At 34.7% G+C, this 22,268-nt stretch carries 16 protein-coding genes; 5 read left to right on the top strand and 11 right to left on the bottom strand.

Annotation, left to right across the window (positions count from 1 at the left end; all coding sequences use genetic code 11):
* Positions 1-119: 119 nt before the first annotated feature.
* On the bottom strand, positions 120-1,466 hold the full coding sequence (locus tag D1606_RS03145) for a GntP family permease (protein WP_119414553.1): 1,347 nt from the start codon (positions 1,464-1,466) through the stop codon (positions 120-122).
* A gap of 10 nt (positions 1,467-1,476) precedes the next feature.
* A complete protein-coding gene (locus tag D1606_RS03140; RefSeq protein WP_119414552.1) occupies positions 1,477-2,607 on the bottom strand; it encodes a glycerate kinase in 1,131 nt (376 codons plus the stop codon).
* A 128-nt stretch (positions 2,608-2,735) separates the two neighbouring features.
* Between D1606_RS03140 and D1606_RS03135 the strand changes: the two genes are divergently transcribed.
* The gene (locus D1606_RS03135; RefSeq protein ID WP_119414551.1) at positions 2,736-3,830 is read left to right on the top strand and encodes a CdaR family transcriptional regulator; all 1,095 of its coding nucleotides are present in this window, start codon (positions 2,736-2,738) and stop codon (positions 3,828-3,830) included.
* 74 nt (positions 3,831-3,904) lie between these two features.
* Here the strand turns inward: D1606_RS03135 and D1606_RS03130 are convergent, their stop codons facing one another.
* From D1606_RS03130 to D1606_RS03120, 3 genes are all read right to left on the bottom strand, one after another.
* A complete protein-coding gene (locus tag D1606_RS03130) occupies positions 3,905-5,416 on the bottom strand; it encodes a coproporphyrinogen III oxidase (RefSeq protein ID WP_119414550.1) in 1,512 nt (503 codons plus the stop codon).
* Between the two features lie 210 nt (positions 5,417-5,626).
* Complete coding sequence (locus D1606_RS03125; protein ID WP_119414549.1) at positions 5,627-5,974, bottom strand: YlbF family regulator; 348 nt, start codon at positions 5,972-5,974, stop codon at positions 5,627-5,629.
* A gap of 58 nt (positions 5,975-6,032) precedes the next feature.
* Positions 6,033-7,172, bottom strand: coding sequence for a DUF445 domain-containing protein (locus tag D1606_RS03120; protein ID WP_233548013.1), 1,140 nt, complete (start codon positions 7,170-7,172; stop codon positions 6,033-6,035).
* A 242-nt stretch (positions 7,173-7,414) separates the two neighbouring features.
* Between D1606_RS03120 and D1606_RS03115 the strand changes: the two genes are divergently transcribed.
* Positions 7,415-7,618 (top strand): YheE family protein, encoded by a 204-nt coding sequence (locus D1606_RS03115; protein ID WP_119414548.1) that lies wholly within the window; start codon positions 7,415-7,417, stop codon positions 7,616-7,618.
* A 9-nt stretch (positions 7,619-7,627) separates the two neighbouring features.
* Here the strand turns inward: D1606_RS03115 and D1606_RS03110 are convergent, their stop codons facing one another.
* From D1606_RS03110 to D1606_RS03095, 4 genes are all read right to left on the bottom strand, one after another.
* On the bottom strand, positions 7,628-8,398 hold the full coding sequence (locus D1606_RS03110) for a hypothetical protein (protein ID WP_119414547.1): 771 nt from the start codon (positions 8,396-8,398) through the stop codon (positions 7,628-7,630).
* A 21-nt stretch (positions 8,399-8,419) separates the two neighbouring features.
* Positions 8,420-12,226: an AAA domain-containing protein gene (locus D1606_RS03105; protein ID WP_233548012.1), complete on the bottom strand. Its 3,807-nt coding sequence runs from the start codon at positions 12,224-12,226 to the stop codon at positions 8,420-8,422.
* 213 nt (positions 12,227-12,439) lie between these two features.
* Positions 12,440-14,182, bottom strand: coding sequence for an ABC transporter ATP-binding protein (locus tag D1606_RS03100; RefSeq protein WP_119414546.1), 1,743 nt, complete (start codon positions 14,180-14,182; stop codon positions 12,440-12,442).
* A 2-nt stretch (positions 14,183-14,184) separates the two neighbouring features.
* Positions 14,185-15,924 (bottom strand): ABC transporter ATP-binding protein, encoded by a 1,740-nt coding sequence (locus D1606_RS03095; protein ID WP_119414545.1) that lies wholly within the window; start codon positions 15,922-15,924, stop codon positions 14,185-14,187.
* Between the two features lie 659 nt (positions 15,925-16,583).
* Between D1606_RS03095 and D1606_RS03090 the strand changes: the two genes are divergently transcribed.
* The 3 genes from D1606_RS03090 (at position 16,584) to rsgA (ending at position 20,313) form a co-directional block, all read left to right on the top strand.
* Positions 16,584-17,936: a hemolysin family protein gene (locus tag D1606_RS03090; protein WP_233548011.1), complete on the top strand. Its 1,353-nt coding sequence runs from the start codon at positions 16,584-16,586 to the stop codon at positions 17,934-17,936.
* 95 nt (positions 17,937-18,031) lie between these two features.
* Positions 18,032-18,928, top strand: a complete 897-nt coding sequence (locus D1606_RS03085; RefSeq protein WP_119414544.1) for a cation diffusion facilitator family transporter — start codon at positions 18,032-18,034, stop codon at positions 18,926-18,928.
* 311 nt (positions 18,929-19,239) lie between these two features.
* Entirely contained in the window at positions 19,240-20,313 is a 1,074-nt protein-coding gene (rsgA, locus tag D1606_RS03080) for a ribosome small subunit-dependent GTPase A (RefSeq protein WP_119414543.1), read from the top strand.
* Positions 20,314-20,395: 82 nt separating this feature from the next.
* Here rsgA and D1606_RS03075 read toward each other — a convergent pair whose 3' ends face one another.
* Both D1606_RS03075 and D1606_RS03070 read right to left on the bottom strand, forming a co-directional pair.
* The gene (locus D1606_RS03075; protein ID WP_119414542.1) at positions 20,396-21,757 is read right to left on the bottom strand and encodes a DUF6179 domain-containing protein; all 1,362 of its coding nucleotides are present in this window, start codon (positions 21,755-21,757) and stop codon (positions 20,396-20,398) included.
* Positions 21,744-22,241, bottom strand: a complete 498-nt coding sequence (locus D1606_RS03070; protein ID WP_119414541.1) for a DUF6323 family protein — start codon at positions 22,239-22,241, stop codon at positions 21,744-21,746. Before D1606_RS03070 ends, D1606_RS03075 begins: the two co-directional genes overlap by 14 nt.
* Between the last annotated feature and the right edge of the window lie 27 nt (positions 22,242-22,268).

Below are 22,268 nucleotides of genomic sequence, written 5' to 3'. Positions count from 1 at the left end.
CATATTATTTTTCTAAATAATTCCTTCTATTAAATATTCCTATATTTTAATAAATTAAAAGCCTAATGTATAAATACTCTACATTAGGCTTTTATATGTTATTTTATATCTTTCGGTACTTACACAAAGATCAACCAAATAATCATGGTAACAATAATAGTTGTGATACCTTGTAAGAGTGTTGCCATTGTTTGGGCTTTGTAAGCATCGGTTACCTTCATGCCACTAAACTGGGTTACTACCCAGAAGAAGCTATCATTAACGTGGCTAACTGTCATTGCTCCTGCACCAAGTGCCATGACAACAAGTGCTAATGGAAGAGCACCTTCTATTCCTAAAGTTGGTAACATCGGTGCGATTAAAGACGACGTAATAACTAAAGCAGCAGTAGAAGAACCTTGCGCAGATTTTAATGCTGCCGCAATAATAAATGGTACTAATAAGAACAATACACCTTGGGATAATGCACCGAGATCCATAGATTGTAGAATCTCTGCTACACCTGTATTTTTGATAATGGTACCAAAAGCACCTCCAGCACCCGTGATTAAAAGAATAGGTGCTGCTTCTTTTAAACTTTCCCCAATCCAATCATTTAATGTCACTTCACTAATTTCTGGAAGTAATAAGAATGATGCTAATACTCCAAATAGTAATGCTACAGATGGTGAACCAATAAACTGTAAAAAGTGTGACACCCCAGATTTATCATCTAATGTTAAAGCAGCTACTGAGCCGATTCCAATCAAAATAATAGGTAATACAATGGGCAAAAATGCTTTAAAAGTAGATGGCATTTTACCAAATGATTTAATCACTTCTTCATAATCTAAAGCTTCTTCATGGTCAGCGGGTACCTCGATTTTAGTTCCCATCTTCAATGCCCAGAAATAACCAACAATTGTTGCCGGAATAGCTACGATTAAGCCAACTAAAATAATCGTTCCTAAATAATCAGTAGCTCCGATATTTCCTGCAGCAGCGATTGGTCCAGGAGTTGGTGGCACTAATGTATGCGTTGCATATAATCCGGTTGCTAACGCGACAGCCATTGATGCTACTCTAACTTTTGCACGTTTGGCTAAAGATTTTTGTAAACTTGATAGTATGATAAAACCTGAATCACAAAATACAGGAATCGAAACAATATACCCAATAATACTCATCGCTAATTGCGGACGTTTTTCTCCAAGAATTCGTAATACAATCTCAGCCATTCGATATGCTGCGCCTGATTTCTCTAAAATAACACCAATAATTGTTCCAGCAATAATGACTATACCTATGCTGGTCATCAATCCGCCGAAACCTTCATTGATATTTTTAACAATATCTAAAAGTGGCATACCAGATGCAATTCCTACGAAGAAGGATGCACCGAGCAAAGCTAAAAATGGATGAAGCTTTAGTTTTGCAGTTGCAAAAACGATAAACAATACACCTATTAAAATGATTAGAAATAACATTATTCCACCCCTATGAATTGATTAATTTTTGAACTGTTTCATATGTTCTTTCTTTTAAGTAGATTGCTGGATTCGCAATCGATTCTTCACTAGAAACTTGTTCATTTGCAACACTAGCAATTTGGGTAAAATATTTAGCTAGTTGTACTCTACTAGACTCTTCTACATATCCAGATATTAAGACGACTGGCACATGCTGTTTAGCTGCTTCTTTCGCAATACCAACAGGCGCCTTTCCAGATAGCGTTTGAACATCAGATTTTCCTTCCCCTGTTATCACTAGTGATGCTGACTGAAGATGACGAGCAAAATCTATTGCCTTCATGACAACTTCAATTCCTGGTTTTAGTTCTACAGGAAAGAATGCCAAAAAAGCTCCTCCAATACCTCCTGCAGCACCTGCACCTGGTTTTTGATGCAATGCAATCCTCGTTTCTTTTTCGATAACATTTGCTAAATGGTATAAATTTAAATCTATTTCTTTTACCATTTCTTCCGTAGCACCTTTTTGTGGGCCAAAGATTGCCGTTGCACCATTTGGGCCTACTAGTGGATTGTCTACATCACACGCAATTACAAATTGTGATAATTTGATACGCGGATCAAATTTGCTCATATCAATTTTAGATAAATTTTTTAATGGCTGTGCACCTTCTGCTAGTTCTTGGCCTTGTGCATCTAAAAACTTCATGCCTAGTGCACGTAGCATTCCTGTACCTCCGTCATTTGTAGCACTCCCCCCAATGCCAATGACAAATTTACGATATCCAGCATTTAATGCATGTAAGATAAGTTGACCCGTGCCAAATGTGGAAGCAACTAACGGATTACGTTCATCTGGTGACAATAGTGTTAAACCTGATGCTTTTGCCATTTCAATCATGCAAGTTTCACCATCACCAAGAATTCCATACTCTGCATTAATAGTTCTACCTAATGGGTCTTGAACTTTAACGCATTCAAGCTTCCCGTTCGTTGCATTGATCAATGGCTCTAACGTTCCCTCTCCACCATCTGCAACAGGTAATAATACAGTTTCAATTTTTTTATCCATTTCATGTATGGCATCTGCCATAATTTTTGCCGCATCTGTAGCGGATAATGAACCTTTAAAAGAATCAGGGCTGACAATGATTTTCACGTCAATTCCTCCTATAAGTAAAACGCTTACATAGAATTATATTAATAATTCTTTCATTTTACATTATACTTAATGTATAATTTATCTGTCGTATAACAGTTATAAATTTATACGTGAAGGAGTATCTTATGATTTCAAAACAACTAGCAAACCAAATTGTTGAACAAACAATGTTACGTCTTCATCGTAATATCAATGTTATGAACACAAGTGGTATTATTTTAGCTTCTGGAGATCAATTACGTGTTGAAAGTATTCATGAGGGAGCAAAAATGGTTGTAGAAAGTGAAAAGCCATTAATCATAACTGAAAAGAACATGCACCTTTTTCCAAAGGCCAAACCTGGCATTAATCTACCTATTTACTTTCAAAACGAATTAGTTGGAGTTGTTGGAATTACCGGAGACCCAGATGAGTTATTAGAGGTAGCAACACTTGTACAACTTACTACTGAAATGATGGTACACCAAGCACTTATTGTTTCTCAATCTGAGTGGAAGAGAAAAATGCGTGAAAGAATTTTTGAAGATTTACTAACAGGTCAACCTATCGAAAAATTAATGACTGAACGTCTTTTAAAAGTTTCCTTCCATTCAGAATCACCCTATTATTTAGCAATTCTTAAAGTAATACCAAAACATCAAGCCTATCAATCTTTTGTCGAATACTTAGAAGACTTTTATGTTCATGATTCTGTATTGATTGGAAAATATCAATCAGATGAATACTTTATCTTAACATCAGGGACTTCCGAAAAAGCCGTAAAGAAAAGTCTGAGTTCTTTAGTCAAACAAATTCAAAAATATTTTAAGGTGAAAATCGGCGTTGGAACGATGATAGATGATCTAAGTAAAGTTCGCCATGCTTACGATACAGCTAAGACAGCTCTAGAATATAGCGAACATAGCCAAATTATTTCGTTCTTTGAGTCCGTAGAACTGTATTCTTTATTGAAGAAAAAGGAATCTCCTGAAGCACAACAATTCACACATAGATTGTTGAAGGACGTTAATCCTAAATTACTTCATACGCTAGATGAATTTTTACATTGCAATCAACAGATTTCATTGACAGCAGAGATGTTAGATATTCATCGTCATACCCTTACATATCGTTTGAATCAAATTTTTGAAATGACAGGTTTTAATCCAACCGTTTTTCAAGATGCCGTTGTATTGCAAATAGCTTTGTGGCTTTATGATGAAAAGAAACAGAAAGAGTGATTTCTCTCTCGGGCTCCCTTTTATCACAAAGCCAAAAAATAGTTGGGGAGAGCCCCAACTATTTACAAAGAGTCTTATTTTTCAAACCCATATAGTTCATCTAATGCTTCGATTTTTTTATGAATTGCATCTTCAAATGACATGATATATTGCACAGGTTCTTTCGGGTTATGATATTGTGAGATTTTCCCTGTTTCAGCATTTACTAATTTCGTTGACGCACCACAGCCTAAGCCAATAATCGTTTGGACTTCTTCCATAATTGCAATATTATAAATGCTCTCCTCACCAGGTAATGAGTATCCCACATTTTCTAGATTGCCAAGGATATTCTTTTGTCTGTATAGATAATATGGCTTGTAACCATGTTCTGCAGTCCATTCATGGGCACGAAACATCATTTTTTCTGCTGTTTGACGATCCGCTACTTTGTACTTTTCTTTGTTATGGGTCATTTCCGATGCTCGTTTAAACGACAATGTATGAACGGTCAAAGATTCCGGCATCATTTTTTCAGATTCGCTAAGTGAATGTTCAAATTCCTCAGTTCCTTCATTTGGTAAACCAATAATAAGGTCCATATTGATGTTATTCATACCAGCTTCTCTTGCCATCCAGAACTTATCAATTGTTTCTTGAACCGTATGATGGCGACCGATTGCCTTTAACGTTTCATCTGTATAGGATTGTGGATTAACACTAATACGGTCAATACCCCATTTTTTTAATATAGCTAATTTTTCTGGCGTAATAGTATCCGGTCTCCCCGCTTCGACCGTAATTTCACGAATAGTTTCTGAATGCGGGAACGAATCAAACATAGTTTGATACAATGCATCCATCTCATCCGCTTCAATAGAAGTAGGTGTACCTCCACCCCAATAGATTGAGGTGGTTTTCATATCGTGTTTTTTTAACCATTTCCCCATCTCTTGAATTTCTATATGAAGTCCATCTAAAAATGTTGCAACTCTACCTTGTTTACGATTACTTTGGATAGCATAAGCAGGAAATGTACAATATGCACACTTCGTTGGACAAAATGGTATGCCGATATAAATACTAACCTCATTACCTATTGTGTCTAAGTCCGGAATTGTCTTTAGCTGTGTTTTTACAATACTTTTTAACATATCGATTTTTTCATCAGCAAGGCTAAACTCATTTTTGAGCTTATCATGTATTTGTTGATCCGTTAAACCTGCTTTTCTAAATTTATGATACAGTTTTGTAGGTCGAATACCTGTTAGAATACCCCATTGTTGAATAATCCCTGTCTTTTGTTCAAGCATATCAAGTAATACATGAGATAAAGCTCTTTTTACTCGAATTCTTCTTTCTCTTTCTGTTCCTTCAGTTTCATATGCCTGTTGAAATTGACTTTTATAAATTTGACCATCCATTTGAAGAGTTCCATCTGCAATTACTGTAAAATCGGCAGTTGTATGATGGTTGAACTGAACAACCAAGTCCGGTACTAAATCTTTTTTCGCTAACTTAGTATCTTCAAAAAACAAATTTGTTATATCATGAAATACCCGCATAAAATCTTGAGGGTACGCACCTTCCACTTTCAATACTTGCATATTCTTAATCACTTCTTTCTAAAATCATTTAATAAATCTATTAGGTCGATCTTATAAATATACGTATTAGGATAGATAAAAAATATCTAGTATATTGTAGCAAATTTCCGTCTAAATCTCGAAAGGAATCTTTATAAATATAGTTATTACAAAATTGAAACATACAAAAAGCCCTCAAGTATTGACTTGAGAGCTTAAAAAATTATGGCTTTAGTTGAAGTCTTTGTATAAGCCTTCGATTGGTTTTACTAATACTCGGTTAATCTCTTCAATTAGACCACTTAGTGCCATTTCTGCTTGTAACATGTTGGCGATTTTTTCATTTTGTTGTGCTAGTTGTGCAGTTTTTTGAGCATATTGTAATTCGTCTTCTTCAATTTGTTGTCCTTGCATTTGTTTTTGTTGTAGTTTCAATTGGACATCACGGAAGTTTTTGAAAAGCTTTGCAGCATCTTCATCAGCTTTCACTGTTGTAATTGCTTGTTGTAAAGCTTGAAATTCATTTGTTTTACGAAATGCACCTTCTAATGCATTAATTTCATTATAAATATTATTCAATTCATTTCCCTACTTTCTTTTATTCAACTTTTCTTAATCATTAAATGCCAATCATCTCTTAGAATATGCTAACAAAGATTCCTTGTATGACACCAATTACTCCTCCAAGAACAAAACCTAATACTGTAATCATTTTAAATTCGCGTTTTGAAATGCCCAAAACCAAATCTTCTAACACAGATACTGGGAATGAATCTACTTGTTCTTTTACGATTTGTTCCAAATTCAAGCGTTTAATAGCATCCTCTAATTTATCTTCAGCTATAGCAAAGCCTTTTTCAACGAATTGTGGGACAACGTTTCGTGCCATCCACTCTGCACCATCATTCCAATAATATACAAGTGGCTTATCCAAACGATTTTCGATTTGTAATTCTTGTTTCACATAGGCTTGAATTCTTGCTTGTGTTGAGTTGAAATCTAATTCACCTACTAATTGAGGAACCGATTGTACTTTTAGTTTTTTCCACTCAGATGTTAATAAGTTTGTTAATAACACCATTGTTCCTGGCGCATTGATAAATTTATTTACTTCTTTTTGTAATTTATCCACAAGTGATGATGAATCACCTAAGAACATTTGAATCATGCCACCTAAAGTCCCTTTAGACTCTAAGAAATCATCGATTAACTTTTTAATGGTTTGATAACCTTCTTCAGATTCAAAATAATCCTCGCCTTTTTTTAGAATATAACGCGCAATATCAGGAATCTTGGAAGTTGCCTTTTGTTCCCACGATACTGGCAATAATTCTTCAATTGCATTTGACGATAATACATTTTTGAAATGATTAACTTGATCCACAACAATGTTGTCTACTTTACCTTCAACCGTTTGAGGTAAGTTCGATACGCCAACTTGTTGTAGCCAATCTTTTATCGTTTTTTCTTTCGTAAAAATAGTTTCTTGAATTTTATCATTCAACCATTGTTCTACCTTTTGCTGATTGCTATTTGTAAACAGCTTTTTACGAAACATTTCGGGCGTTAACAAATAGTTTACAACTGTTTTTCCTAATTGTTTCGCTAATTCACCACGTCTTTTTGGAATTAGACCTGGTGTAAAAGGTAATCTCCACGAACCAATATATATTGGCGCATGTGGTCTAAACAGCATTTTAATAGCCAGATGATTTGTAAATCCCCCGATTACTGCACCAACAACGGTCATAAATAAAATCGAAAGTAGTGTATTCAATTGATTCACCCATTTCTTTCAATTAAGCTTTAGTATTTTGTGCATAAATTTATGCTTCAATCGAGTCCATTTACTTCCACATATTGTATGAAAGCAGCTAAAACTAAGCCTTATTATAGCAGACAGTTAGTTATTGTTAAATGGATAGCCATTTTTCGACAAGCCCTTAGATTTTGCTATGAAATTAGGGACTGGTAAATTATACTAAGGATAACTTAAAAACTCTGAAAGGGGCTTACTAGATGATTCAACATTTTAGCTTCAAACCACTATTTGAAAACCAACAATTACCTGGCTGGTCAATTAGTTTCTTTTATAAACAAAATCGTTATGAAGGAATTTATGAACAAGATGGCACGATTAAATGGACCGACACAACCCCACCTGACGAAGAACAAGTAAAGAAAATGGTACATGAACTAATGCTGTTTCATGTTTATGATTAAAATTAGATATTACTTTATTTGTTCTAAATAATCTTCACGCCATTTTAATAATTCTTTTTCTGTTAAAAGTTTTTCCAGTGTTTCATCCCAGTGTCCCGTTAATGTGTTCCATACACGGGTATAGAGTAAATCTTTCTCTTTATTGTAAAGGATAAATTGTACACAAGGGACATCGTTAATTTGTATGATTTTATTTGATGTGATTGAGGTGATGAAGGTTTGAACTGCATCTTGGTCCTTTTCTTCGTTCTTAAGTGCAGGACGATTTTCTTGTAATGCATTGAAAATCACTTCATCCTCTACATCCATCGGTTCTTCTGAAGCATAAGGAAAGGGCTCTGGTAATTCATCCAAATCATCTAAATCTTCCATATTACCTGTTAGAAAATCTTTGTGATTGGCACTATATAATAATTCTTGTGTTTCTTCTTCCTGTTCCTCTTCAAATATTCCGTTTTCGAGCTGTTTTTCGCCTCTTGCAGTTAATCGAAAGTACGCTTCTTTTTCAACTAATCCTTTATTTTGTAGGTTTTGAAGCAAATCTCGAATAAATAATTCTTCTACTAACAACAAGTCACTAAGTTCTTTAGGTTCTGCAATTTCTGCTTGTTTGCAGCTGAGTAAAACCATTTTCATCAAGATATCCATTGTTAGTCGTTTTACTGGTTTATATTTAAACTCTATTGTTTGAATAGGGAAGCACCAGCTAAATGTAGCTAAGATATTCGCTTTTGGATCTTGTTTAATTTTTTTAGTTAGCTTATTTTCTAATGCGTTCACAATTGGTGCTCCTTTCAAACACTATTTTGCTTTTCCTTCCTCATCACGCAGTCCATTTTGCGATTTGACAACTTCAAGTAAATGACTATACATGGCGCGAGATTCTTTTTTCTTCGCACGTTTCGTAAACATTTCTACACTACCAACAAGTATTAGTAATTCCCTTGCACGAGATAACGCAACATTTAAGCGGCGATAATCATTAGCAAACCCAATGTCTCCACCTTTATGATCTGTGTTGCGGACCATACTAACGATGATCACGTCCATCTCCATACCTTGGAATCTATCCACTGTACCTGTGCGCAATTGCAAGTGATCTAGCTTCAGTTCTTGTTGAATGAGATGATCAATTTTCTTAACTTGTTCACCGTAAAAACTAATAACCCCTACACTTTTCTTCGTTCCTTTTGGTAGATTTCCACTTGTAATCGCCATTTCTGTAGCTTGATTTAAATCGAGTAATGTATGGCGAATTGTATCTAATTCACCCGGGTTAAAACGACTTTTCCCGTTTTTCATCTGCTCTTCAAAATAAGGCTTTCTACTTGGCATATCAAGCCATATTAAATGATCATCTCGTTTTACATAATGACCTTCTAAGTGATGATCTCGTACTTGATCTGAATTTTCTAGACCACATTGCAAATGGCTATCTTCGTTTTCATAGAAAGGAGCGATGGTTTTCATAATATTTTCGTGCATGCGATATTGAATGGCTAGCATTTGTTTATTTGATTTTGGTAAGTTTTTAAATAATCGTTCGAATAAGGATTCTTTTAATAGTTTCTTCAACTCATTAATTTCCTGTAAATCATCACTTTCATCGATAATCGCTTTAAGCGTTTCCTCTAAAGTGTCATCCCCAATTAGTGGTGGAAGTTGATGATGGTCACCTACTAAAATAATTTTCTTACCCTTTAACATTGGAAGTAACAATTCAGGTGGCGTTGCCTTTGAGACTTCATCAATAATTACCACATCAAAAGTCGGATAGTTGTCCATAAATTCTTTACGCGCAGAAGCAACACATGTTGTTCCAATGACATTTGCATGGTTTACATATAGTTTACGTATCTCATCTAGGTCATGCTCGCTCGCATTTAACAATAGTTGATGCCACTGTTGTTGTAACTTTTGTTTAATCGGCAATTGTTGTTTGTCATGATGAAGTTTTTCAATTATATTTTCGACACCTTTAATCGTTTCTTCTGTATATTGTTTTTGTCTTGCTAAATCTTGTTGCAGGATTTGTTCAAGTTCTTTTAATTTTTTCTCTTGTAAAAGTCCTTTTGTATTAATTTCTTTTACTTTTACTTCTGTTTGTGCAAGGTTTTCGAGCGCATCTTCTTCCTCTTTTAAAAGAGTCTCAAAAGTATCCTGTATTTGCTTAAGTTTAGGTAAAGTTGTAGCTACCGATTGCATTTGAATAGTCAGCTGCTCTAATTCTTTTTCTTGAATGTTCAATTGATGTTGAATGTCTGGTAAAGCTTCTGTCAGTTCTTCTTGAACAGCTTCACTTAACTTGTCTATTTTCTTTTTTAACTGTTCAACCTCAGCACTCCAGCGATTTCCTACATTTAGCAATCCACTTTCATGTTGTTTTGATGTATTCAAGATATACGATACTTGCGATTTCACTTCTTGTTTCATCATTTGGAATAGTCGCATGATTTCTTGACGCTGATTTTCAAGCATGCCAAATTGTTCTTCTACAAAAAAGCGTCGATTGTACAAACGCTCAAGGTATACATAAAGCTGATTTATATAAAGGTCAGGTGTCTCGAGTAAGAATCTTTTAAAGTGATCGATTGCCGAATCGATTTCACGAATAGAATAGGAAGAATATCCATTCTTCGTTTCTATCTCAACCTTTTGCAAAATACGCTGACTTTCTGAAACACCTATTTGACCTTCAAGATACCCGATTGCTCCGTTTAGTCGATTTCTTACTTCTTTCCAATCGTTATAGCCAAACATTTGAGCTTTAATGCGTTCAAAGGAATTACGTTGCCATTCAATTTTTGTATTCGCTTGGATATGATGTTCTTCCATAAAAACATTTAAATCCTGGATTTTTTTGCATTCTTCAATGGCTTCATTGGACGCTTGAAGTTTTCGATGGTTTTCAAGCCATTCTTGGTAAGCAGTTCGCGCATTTTTCAGTGCTAGTTCTGCTTTTTCTAATTCACCTTTAGAAAGTAAATAGGAAACTTGTTGGCGCAATTTCACAACTTCTGTTTGTTTTTCTTGTACCGTTTCTTCTAACTTTTCTAACGAACCATATTTTGATAATAGCTCTTCGAATTGTTGAATCTGTTTTTCTTCGATTATTTTTTTAGCAGTAAGTTCACTTGCTTTCTCTTCTAAAAGACGCTGTTCTTTTCTTAGAGGTCCTAGTGATTTCTTTAAATTTTTTATATCTTCTTCAACGATTACATAATCTTTTTCAGCTTGTTCCTGTTCTGCTATTTTTTCTTCTAGTACCGCGAGCTGTTGTTGTAGCCCTTGAAGTTCTTTTTCTTTTTGATCAATTGCAAGGTCCAATTCAGCTGTACGATCTCGATGAATGGCTAGTTCTGCTTCTAAATCATGTAATGTTTGTTCTCGCCAATATAACGCTACATTTTCTTCGATGAATTTTTTTCCTTCTTCTTCGATACTTTCTGTACGACCATAGCGAAGGATACGAATGTCCTTGTTTGCGAGAAGTCTACTTAATGCGTTATCAACAGCTAAATTGGATTGTGATGCAACTAAAGTTTTTAATCCTGCCTTAGCGTTTTGTTGACAGATTTCAGATATAACGGTCGTTTTCCCAGTTCCAGGAGGACCTTGAATGACATATAAATCTTCAGCCGATAAAGCACCAATAACCGCTTCTCTTTGGAATTCATTGAGTCGATTATCGAATTGTAGTTCTACTCTTTTTTTAGGTTGTTGAATCCTTGGACGTTCTTCAAATAGAATTTTTTCTAAATTCGCATTCGCAGCCAATCCTTTTTCTAGATCACTAAAGCCTTTTCGTAAACGACGAATCTGACTCAAAGTAGCAAAGTTACTAAACACGAGTTCTCTTGTTTTAGGATGCCATCTATCTTTTCGTACTTGTTCCTGTATAAATGGACGCAAATCAATTTCAACTGTTTTTTTGGAAGAATGAGCTTTTAGTACTGACCCCAGTTCATCTTTAGATCCTTGCACTTTTGCACTTAATCCAACAATTTTCTTCCATTCATTTTCTTTTAATCCATTGATTTTAAAGGTTATACGACTGAAATCTTCATTCACTTCATAATGAGAGAAGGAAACGGTCATATCATCGATAGTCGCATCTCGTTCTTGGATTTTCAGGTACCCTTCCCAACTTGAAATACGCTTTTGGACATACTTTGAGCGTTCTTCTGCAATTGGTAACTCTCGAATTTTACTATGTAATTCGAGTGGTAATCCAACAGTATTGCTAGCGTTTGTAGCAAACTGCATTTTCGTCTTAAAACGGCGATTCGTATGGACAGGTACTCGTTTACTTAATACACGGAAATTTGTTGCGAGTAAACCTTCATATTTTACAACACAATTCATGACCGCTACTTGTTCATCCAACTTTTCGGCAAGTGCATTATTTTCCACATTATCAAAATAGAGAGTGACAGCCATTTCGTCATGTGATGTATTTTGAACATGCTCAATGTGTACAACAAATGATTTTTGTAGGTGAAAAAAAGCATGTTCATCCTTCGCCCATGCTAAAATGCCTTCACGCGCTTTGTTCGTTAATATTAAATTTGTACGCATTACAGTTGGCTTAGCAACAACTTGTGCCATGAACATAACTTCCTTTCTTGTTCTTCAGCAATATCTTAATTACCTTTTCTCTGTTCAGATTAAAAAACACTAATATCTATCATATCAGTTTTTTCGTTAGAGATGGAGTGATGATATTTGGAAAAAATAAAAAAACAACTATAAACAAAAACGTCTATAGTTGTCTTTTGTCATATTGATTTGATTTATCTTGCTATATAAGAGAGTAAGAAATTATTTCATTTCACCAGATTGCAATTTATACATCTGATTATATCTTCCACCTAAGGCTAAAAGTTCGTCATGCGTACCTTGTTCTACAATTTCACCACGATCAAGTACTAAAATTCTATCTGCATTTTTAATAGTAGAAAGTCGATGCGCAATGATAAATGTTGTGCGCCCTTTTTTTAATACTTCCATTGCATGTTGAATAATTTCTTCTGTTTCTGTATCAATATTAGATGTAGCCTCATCTAATATTAATATAGCTGGGTTAAAGGCAAGTGCTCTCGCAAACGAAATCAATTGTCTTTGTCCTGATGAAAGCGTACTCCCCTTTTCAATAACAGGTTCATCTATACCACCAGGTAAATTAGCTAATACTTGATCTCCTCCGACAGCTTTTATCGCTTTTTCAACCGTTTCCCGAGAAATTTTAGGATCCTCTAAACTTACATTAGATGCAATTGTACCTGTGAATAGATAAGGATCCTGTAACACGATGCCCATATGCTCACGAATAGTTTGACGAGAGTAATCTTGAATATTCAGTCCATCAATCGTAATAGACCCCTTTGTCACGTCGTAAAAACGGAAAAGTAGATTCATAATTGAACTTTTTCCTGAGCCAGTATGCCCTACTAATGCAATTGTTTCGCCTTGTTTCGCCTTGAAATTGATATCTTTTAATACATATTCTTCTTCCTTATAGGCAAACCAAACATGGTTAAATGCCACATCTCCATGATAACGGTCTATTCTCGTATCATCGACTGCTTCACCAGGTTGATCTAGTAAATCAAATACACGTTCAGAAGCAACGTTCGCTCTTTCTAAGTTAGCAAGCTGGTTAACAATATTTGTAACTGGATTAAATAGTCGAGTAATATAGTCGACAAATGCATACAACATACCAATTGAGATAGCACGGTCTCCAGTTAATTCGGCACTTCCGAAATACCAGATGAACATAATAAATGTAAGTGAACGAATAACACCAACTAAATTATGTGAAGTTGCTGAGTCTAGTAATACTAGCTTATTTTGATATTTATAATATTCGTCATTTAATTCATCAAACTCTTTTTGCATTTGCTTTTCTCGTCCAAATGCTTGAATAATTGTCATCCCATTAATAGACTCATTGATCATTCCATTCATATCAGACAACTTACCACGAACGATATGATTGTATTTTGCTGCATACTTTCGATAAAGGATTGCCCAAAGAATAAGCAATGGAACAACCAATAATGCAATACAGGCCATTTTCCAATCTAAGAAAAATAGCGCAATATAGATGCCGAATATCGTCATGAAACTTGAAGCAAATTGAGACAATACTTGAACAAATAAATCATGAATCGCTTCCGTATCATTCGTAACTCGTGATACTACTTTCCCAGCAGGTAGACGGTCAAAATATCGAATTGGAAGTGTTTGTATATGTTGATAAATATTATTTCGCATTTTTTGAATAATACGATTTGCGCCCATTTGTAATAGAATATATTGTCCATATCGGAATATAGCTGTAATTACGGCTAAGCCAAAAAATACGGCTAATAAAATAGCAATTGGTTGAAATTCTAAACCTTGTTCAGTAGCTTTTGAGATATGATCATCAATAATCTTCTTTGCAACTAATGGACCTGCTAAATCTGCAACTACTGCAATTGCTAGAAGAAAAAGTCCTGTTGCTAATATTTTTTTATAAAGTAAGGCATAACGCCAAAGTCTTCTGGTTGTACTCATAATTATTTCGCCCCCTCAATCTGTTGGCGATCATGTTGTTCTTTGTACCAACCCTCTTTTGAAATCAGTTGTTCATGTGTACCTTCTTCAACAATTTTGCCATCTTCTAATACGATGATCCAATCCGCATGCATAATTGCAGACAAACGGTGGGTTACAATAATTGTTGTTTTCTGTTTGCGAATTTCTTGGATATTCTTGATAATCGCACTCTCCGTTTTAGCGTCAACTGCTGAAAGTGAATCATCCATGATTAATATCTCCGGATCACGTATTAAAGCACGGGCTATGGAAATACGTTGTTTTTGGCCACCTGATAGAGATATCCCCTTCTCACCAACTAATGTATTTAACCCCATTGGTAGCATTTCCAAATCTTTTTCGAAGCATGAAACTCGAATAGCTGTCTGTAATTCTTCTTCTGTGGCATCTGCCTTTCCAAACAATATATTTTCCCTTATTGTACGGGAGAATAATACGTGATCTTGCGGCACATAGCCAATCCAATTACGAACCTGCTCTTTTGTTTGTGCTTCTATTAACTCACCAGATAGTTTTAGATTTCCTTCACCAGTAGGGTATTCTCGTAGTAATTGCTTTACTACTGTGGTTTTTCCACTTCCTGTTTTACCGACAATCCCTAGTGTTTGCCCTCTTTCTAGAGATACCTCTAAATGTGACAAGTTCGTCGATTGTGATTGAGGATATTGGAATGTTACATCATGGAAAACAACCGAACTTGGTTTTTCAATAACCATAGGTTCTTGAGGATCAGCCACGTCTTCTTTCTCGTTTAGCGTTTCTTGAACGCGATCTAATGATGCATTTCCACGTTGCATCACATTGATCAATTCCCCTATTGCAAACATCGGCCATACGACCATACCTAGATAAACGTTAAAGGAAACTAATTTTCCCAGAGTAATATCACCATTTGATACCAAGTATGCTCCGTAACCCAGTCCAATCATATAACTTAACCCTGTTAAAACTCTTGTGATTGGCGTAAACCATGCATCAATTTTTTCAACATCCATATTTTTTTCATAAACTTCTTCTGTCATGTCGTCAAAATGTTTTTCAGTTGCTCGTTCGTGAACATATGCTCTGACAACACGTACACCTTCGACTGCTTCTAGTACACGGTCATTCATCTGGCCAAAAGCATCTTGTGCAATCATATATTTCTCATGAATTTTTTTACCTAAGATTTGCATGGTAATTGCTAAAATAGGCAATGGAATAATTGCTGCAAGCGTTAATTTCCAAGATACTGAAAAGCCCATCATTAGAATAATCGTGGCAAGATATAATGTTGAATCTAAAAGTGTCATAATGCCAAATCCGGCTGTTACGGAAACAGCACGCAAATCATTTGTAGCACGGGCCATTAAATCTCCTGTACGATTACGCTCATAGAATGGTGGTGACATTTTCAAAAACTGAGCCATTAAATTTTTTCTAAGCTTCCGCTCAATTACATTTGAACCGCCGAATAATTGATACTGCCAAATAAAATTGACAATATACGCAAGTACTAAAAGGCCTGCTAACGCACCAATATATTGCCATAATAATATACTTGTAAGTGTCCCACGATGTATAGAATCAATCGATTCACCGATTAACCATGGTGGCAGTACTTCTATAGTATTAGCAATGATTAATAGCACAACAGCAATCGTATATCGTTTCCAATTTTCTTTAAAAAACCATTGAAGTTTTATTAATACATCAAACATAGATCAATTTCCTTCCCTTCTTTTGCAAAGTCTAGCTAGCCATCTTCTATCGAATCCTTGTTCATTTTCCTTCGCATTTTTCGCACATACATCATGCACACTCCCTTTTTTGTTATTTCACTAAATTTTATGAATTAAAGGCAACAAAAAAGCACATACCCTAAAATGAGCATGCGCTAATTTTAACGAGTACGGAACACACCCGTACCAACCATTAATTTTTAGATCAAAAGAAAATTAGGAGGATTTGGTGTGGATACATTATGAAATTTGCTTGTGATTGAATTATGCTTAATCATTTTCATGTTCCATACCCCCTTTTCCTCAAAATATTTAGTGTTTCTAAATATTAACATTAAGATTTTGTAATTGTCAATACTTTTTGAAAATTTTATCAATATATCCTATCATTATATATTTTTCCATGCAAAAAAATAAATGTTTATTTCAAATAACCTTAATAGTAGAATTTATCTTATGTAATCTTAACTAAGATTCGATTCGTTAGGTAAAAAGTTTGAGAAATATAAACAAAAAGCATATGGATAATTTGTCTTTTGTCGAAAAATATCTTATTATATTCTTAAAACATTTTTAAAATCACAGGAGGTGTACACTTTGTTCTCCCCCTCATTTGGGTCTTGGAACAAAGGAAGTCTTTGGACATAGCCATACGATTGACAGCTTTTGCTGTCTTGATCGCATGTTCAGCAGTTTTCGTAGCAACAGAGTTTGCTATCGTAAAGGTTAGAACAACTCGAATTGATCAGCTTATTGCTGAAGGTAACAAAAAAGCATTAAAAGCAAAAAAGGTAGTAAACAGTTTAGATGAATATTTATCTGCCTGCCAACTAGGGATTACGATTACATCTTTAGGTTTAGGTTGGTTAGGGGAAGGTACGGTTGCTAAACTATTAGATCCGCTATTCAACTTACTTAACTTAAATCCTAGTATTACATCTATCCTATCATTTATCCTATCATTCTCTATCGTGACATTTGTCCACGTAGTTATGGGTGAGTTAGCACCAAAAACATTGGCGATTCAAAAAGCAGAAAGTGTAGCCCTTAATATCTCTGGCTTTTTAATCGGATTCCATAATGTGATGTTCATATTCATCAAACTCTTAAATTCTTCAGCCAATGGCTTAGCTGCCCTATTTGGTTTAAAAGGTATGAAAGAGTCCGAAGTCGCAATGACTGAGGAAGAATTACGAATCATCTTATCTGATAGTTTAAAAGGCGGCGAGATTAATCAGTCTGAATATAAATATGTTAATAGCATTTTTGAATTCGACGATCGTATTGCCAAAGAAATCATGGTACCTCGTACAGAAATCATTGGTATCGAAAAAGAGCTAACGTTAAAAGAAGTATTTGAAGTTATGGGCGTAGAACAATATACTCGCTATCCAATTATCGATGGAGACAAAGACCATATTATTGGCCTTGTCAATATGAAAAATCTTTTAACAGCTTATATTAAAGATCCTGCAAACGGTTCAAAACCGGTTACTGAATATATGCAACCGATTATTCGTGTATTTGAAACAATGCCAGTTAGTGATTTACTTTTAAAAATTCAACGCGAACGAATCCATATGGCCATTTTAATGGATGAATATGGTGGTACTTCAGGTCTTGTTACGATTGAAGATATTATCGAAGAAATTGTCGGTGATATCCGTGACGAATTTGACCAAGATGAAGTCCCTGAAATCCGTAAAATTGAAGATGATCACTATATCTTAGATGCCAAAATGTTGATTGAAAATGTAAACGACTTTTTAGGCATTAACATTGAAGAAGAAGATATTGATACAATCGGTGGTTGGTTCATGACTCAAGATTTTGATGCAGTAAAAGGTGAAAAAATTACTGAACAAGGTTATGAATTTATCATTAAAGAATTAGACGGTCACCATATTCTTTATCTAGAAGTCATCAAACTTCCAGAAGAATTAAAAGAACAAGCTTCAATTGATGGAGAAAACAACACATCTGAAGAATAACTTTTAATGTTTAACTAAACATAGAACGACGCACGCTAAAATTTATAGTGTGCGTCGTTTTCGCTTGTCTGAAACTTTTGCAAGGGGGAAACATTGTGGACTTATATACAAATTTAAGACAAGGGGAAAAAGGTGCATGGCTTAGTATTTTCACCTACCTTATCCTTAGTTCTACTAAATTAGCCATAGGTTTTATAGGACATTCTACTGCCCTTAAAGCAGATGGGCTAAATAATACAACAGATATTATCGCATCTGTAGCCGTTCTAGTAGGACTTCGAATTTCTCAAAAGCCACCCGATAAGGATCATCATTACGGACATTTGCGAGCTGAAACGATATCATCACTAATTGCTTCTTTTATCATGGCAATTGTAGGTTTTCAAGTTCTATTTAATGCTGCGAAAAGTTTTATTGACCACAATCATGCTACACCATCATTGCTAACAGCATTTGTCGCACTTGGCAGTGGTGTCGTGATGTACTTGGTTTACTTATTTAATATTAGACTAGCAAATCGCATTGAAAGTTCAGCAGTAAAAGCTGCAGCTTACGATAATCGTTCAGATGCATGGGTCAGTTTTGGTACTTCAGTTGGGATTTTCGGTGCTATTTTCGGCTTTCCGATTATCGATTCGATTACCGCAGTAGCTGTAGGATGTTTAATCTTAAAAACTGCTTGGGAGATATTCTTTGAAGCCGTTCATACATTAACAGACGGCTTTGACGAAGGGGAATTAGAAGCCCTGTCTGTGCTTGTTAAAAATGTAGATGGCGTCATTCAATTGATAGATTTTAAAGGTCGTAATCATGGCAATCTAATTTTTGTCGATCTAACAGTCACTGTAAACCCTGATCTTAATGTTTGGCAAAGTCATCATATTACCGAAGAAATTGAGCAAACCATTCGTCGTGTAAAACCATTAGCAGTAGTACTAGTTCATATAGAGCCAGAAGGTTTAGAACGTGATCATGAGCATAATATATTTTAACCAATCGATAAATTAAAATATAAATATTGACACTATAACTAATAAATGTTAATCTTGTTTCAACTAAGAGAAAGTAGGTGAGGTATCATGAAAATTCTATCATTCATTGAATCCAAGCAAATTGGTTTGTTACGATACACTCACTACTTGTGTGCTTTTTAAGTACACTCTCTTCTAATGTGCGTGAAACCTGTGACTGCCAATTTGCAGTTACAGGTTTTTTATTTTTTAGGACTCTATTAGCTCAACATTTGCAATGAAGTTCAAAACAAAAATGGCTCTTAAGCCTACACACATTAGGAGGAACAAAAGTGAATTTACAAGATTACGGTTGGAATAATAATTGGCAAAAACAATTTGAAGCATATAAGCATTTAAATACGAACGAACATTTAACAGTTGGTCGTGTTTTATTGGAACATAAGCATTCATATCGTGTGATGACAGAATTTGGTGAATGGATGGCTACACCTTCTGGTCATTTTCAATATAATGCTCAAGTTCGCCGAGACTATCCTGTAATTGGAGATTGGGTTGTATTAGAACAAATGCCTGGAGAAGAAAAAGGGATGATTCATGCAATCCTTCCAAGAACTTCTCTTTTCTCAAGAAAAGTAGCAGGTTCAAGCGTCGAAGAACAGATTATTGCTGTTAATATCAATTATGTATTTCTAGTCATGAGTTTAAACAAAGACTTCAATCTACGTAGATTAGAAAGATACTTAATCGCAGCCTATGATTCTGGGGCAAATCCTATTATTGTCTTAACCAAAAAGGATTTGTGCGAAGATCCTTCAGAATATGTAGACCAAGTTGAAACAATCGCCTTTGGTGTTCCGATTTACACAGTCAGTAGTTTAACTGGTGAGGGAATTGACCTATTGCAACAATTACTTTCAGATGGCAAGACAGGGGCTTTACTCGGTTCATCCGGTGTTGGTAAATCCTCTTTAACAAACGCACTTTGTGAGGAAAAGGTAATGTCCGTTCAAACAATTCGTACGAATGATGATAAAGGCAGACATACAACGACACATCGTGAGCTTTTCCAATTGCCAACTGGCGGGTTACTGATTGATACCCCTGGAATGCGCGAATTTCAATTATGGAATAATTCAGATAGTCTAGATAGTAGTTTTAATGATATTGAAACACTAGCTCAACACTGTCGTTTTAGAGATTGTGAACACAAAAAAGAGCCTGGATGTGCTGTAAAAGCAGCAATTGAGGAAGGTACACTCGAAAAAGATAGATATGATAGTTATTTCAAACTAAAACGTGAACTTGCATTTATTGAAAGAAAAGCGAACACCCAAGCCCAATTAGCTGAGCGAAGCAGAGGGAAAAATACTTCAAAGCAAATTAAAAAGAACACCAAAAGGTAGATTACATTTTATTTGATAAAACGAAATTTCAGAGGGGTTTCTAATCCCCCTCTTTTTGTTTGGACTTTACAGGCAGTTTTTCTTATTTCTCTTCAATTTGATGAGAAGCCTTTAATATTTGACCCCTTAAATCATTAGATTGTAAAGATAGATATATATCCAGGCATTCTCTAAATCGCATTTCCTCTTCACGCACTCCATTAAATTCTAGTTCCAAATCATAAGAGTGACGCTTTAATAGTGCAGCAATTTCAATAGGATTGAGTAAAGTGAGGACTTCCATTATTTCACTTTTTGATAATGTGGCATCTCTTATCACATCTTCTAAATCACTCATAGAATGTATTTCACTTTTTATAATCGCTAATTTATCAGAAGTATAGCGACATTCTTTTATTTCTTTGATGACGTTTCTATATAACTCATCGTCTATTTTGCTACCGTCTGAAAATTTTATCTTATAGTTCTTGTCAATATATTTTGCCGTTATAAATTGTTGATCGAGCGCATTCGATTTTACTGCTGTAGCTATATTCGCCACTATAATTGATAAACTCTTATCAATGTATTTTTCTAAAGAACCGGCGTTAATACCTAGCTCATACTTTAGAAGTTTAGCTGCCTTCAATACAATTTCTTTTAATTGCTCAACTGATTGTGTGGATAAAAAATTCAACAGATAATTTTTTTGAATCTTAGAGATTGTTAAATCCCTCGAATCCTTTCCAATGATTTTGCAACCAATTGCTGTTGTAAGTACCTTTTCATATATATTCATCACTAAATATTGATACTCTTCTTGATATCCACTTAATAGGCAATGAATAGCCTCTGATGAAAAATACCGACAAAATATATTTTCATAATTAATGGTTTCTACATATTTTTGCATAAATTCAATGCCAACAAAACCATTGATTGGCACACAAACTGGATAATCGGCGGTAATATGAATTTCGTGAGCTTCGAAATTTGGATTATAAATTTTAAAAAAGCCCTTTACTCCTTCTGTCACAGTAGCATTGTATATTTCTTGAGGAGTATCCAACTTATTTTCCAACATTAGATTAGTAAGAACCTTTGTCGCTTTTAACTTTTGATCAATTCTTTTTCTTCCTAGTTGATACAGTTTTTCGATTGTAGTTGTTTTTAACATATTAACTGCGTCTTTCGGGGTTGGAAACGTTTTTAATTGAATGCCTATTGTATAAAGAATCGACTTCATGATTCCCTCAGCCACTTCAATTCTAACGGAACTAGATTGACCATTATTATATTTTTCGATTTGGCTGTTAAGAAGTTGTATGCATTGAACCTGGATTATTTCTAATTCTTCTAGTGTTAATATATTCTTTTGAACAGCTATTTCTAAAAGAGATTGAACGTAAAATTCTTCACTTAGATTAAATCGATATATCTCACCAAACTTTTCAATACTCCTCATAATTATCATCATCCTCATTCTCGCAATCAGCTTCTTCATCATCTAATGGATTTTTTCCATACCTAAGATTCGTAGCTATTTTATCTAGTTCTCTACCAGAAAGTAACTCTAGAGACCCTTGACATTTTTGATTAAAGGCATTTCCCATGAAATAGATTAAATCATCATCGCTCACTAAATCTTCCATTTCATTTTTGTAATAGTAAAAGATTTCAATGAGTTCTTGGATTGTAGAGACGTAATTGTCTTTTGTAATATAAGGAGAGTCACAAAATTCCTGAATGATTTTATGAATAATTCCTCCACTAAATTCAACTCGACCATTTGAACTTAATACTTGATTTCTTGTTTTAACTAATTCCATTGCTTGTTGTTCCGTTAAACTAAGACCATATTTAGTAGTAAAATCATTACATTGAAAAATTTCTTGCACTGCCTGTTTTTGAATTAAGGATGAATGAATATTCATGATATTAAAATCCAATCGAGTCACCTTCAATTTTTTTAATAT

Origin of the sequence: Rummeliibacillus sp. POC4, assembly GCF_003576525.1 — a bacterium.
In the GTDB taxonomy this organism is placed as follows: Bacteria; Bacillota; Bacilli; order Bacillales_A; family Planococcaceae; genus Rummeliibacillus.
This window is presented reverse-complemented; position numbering and strand designations above follow the sequence as displayed.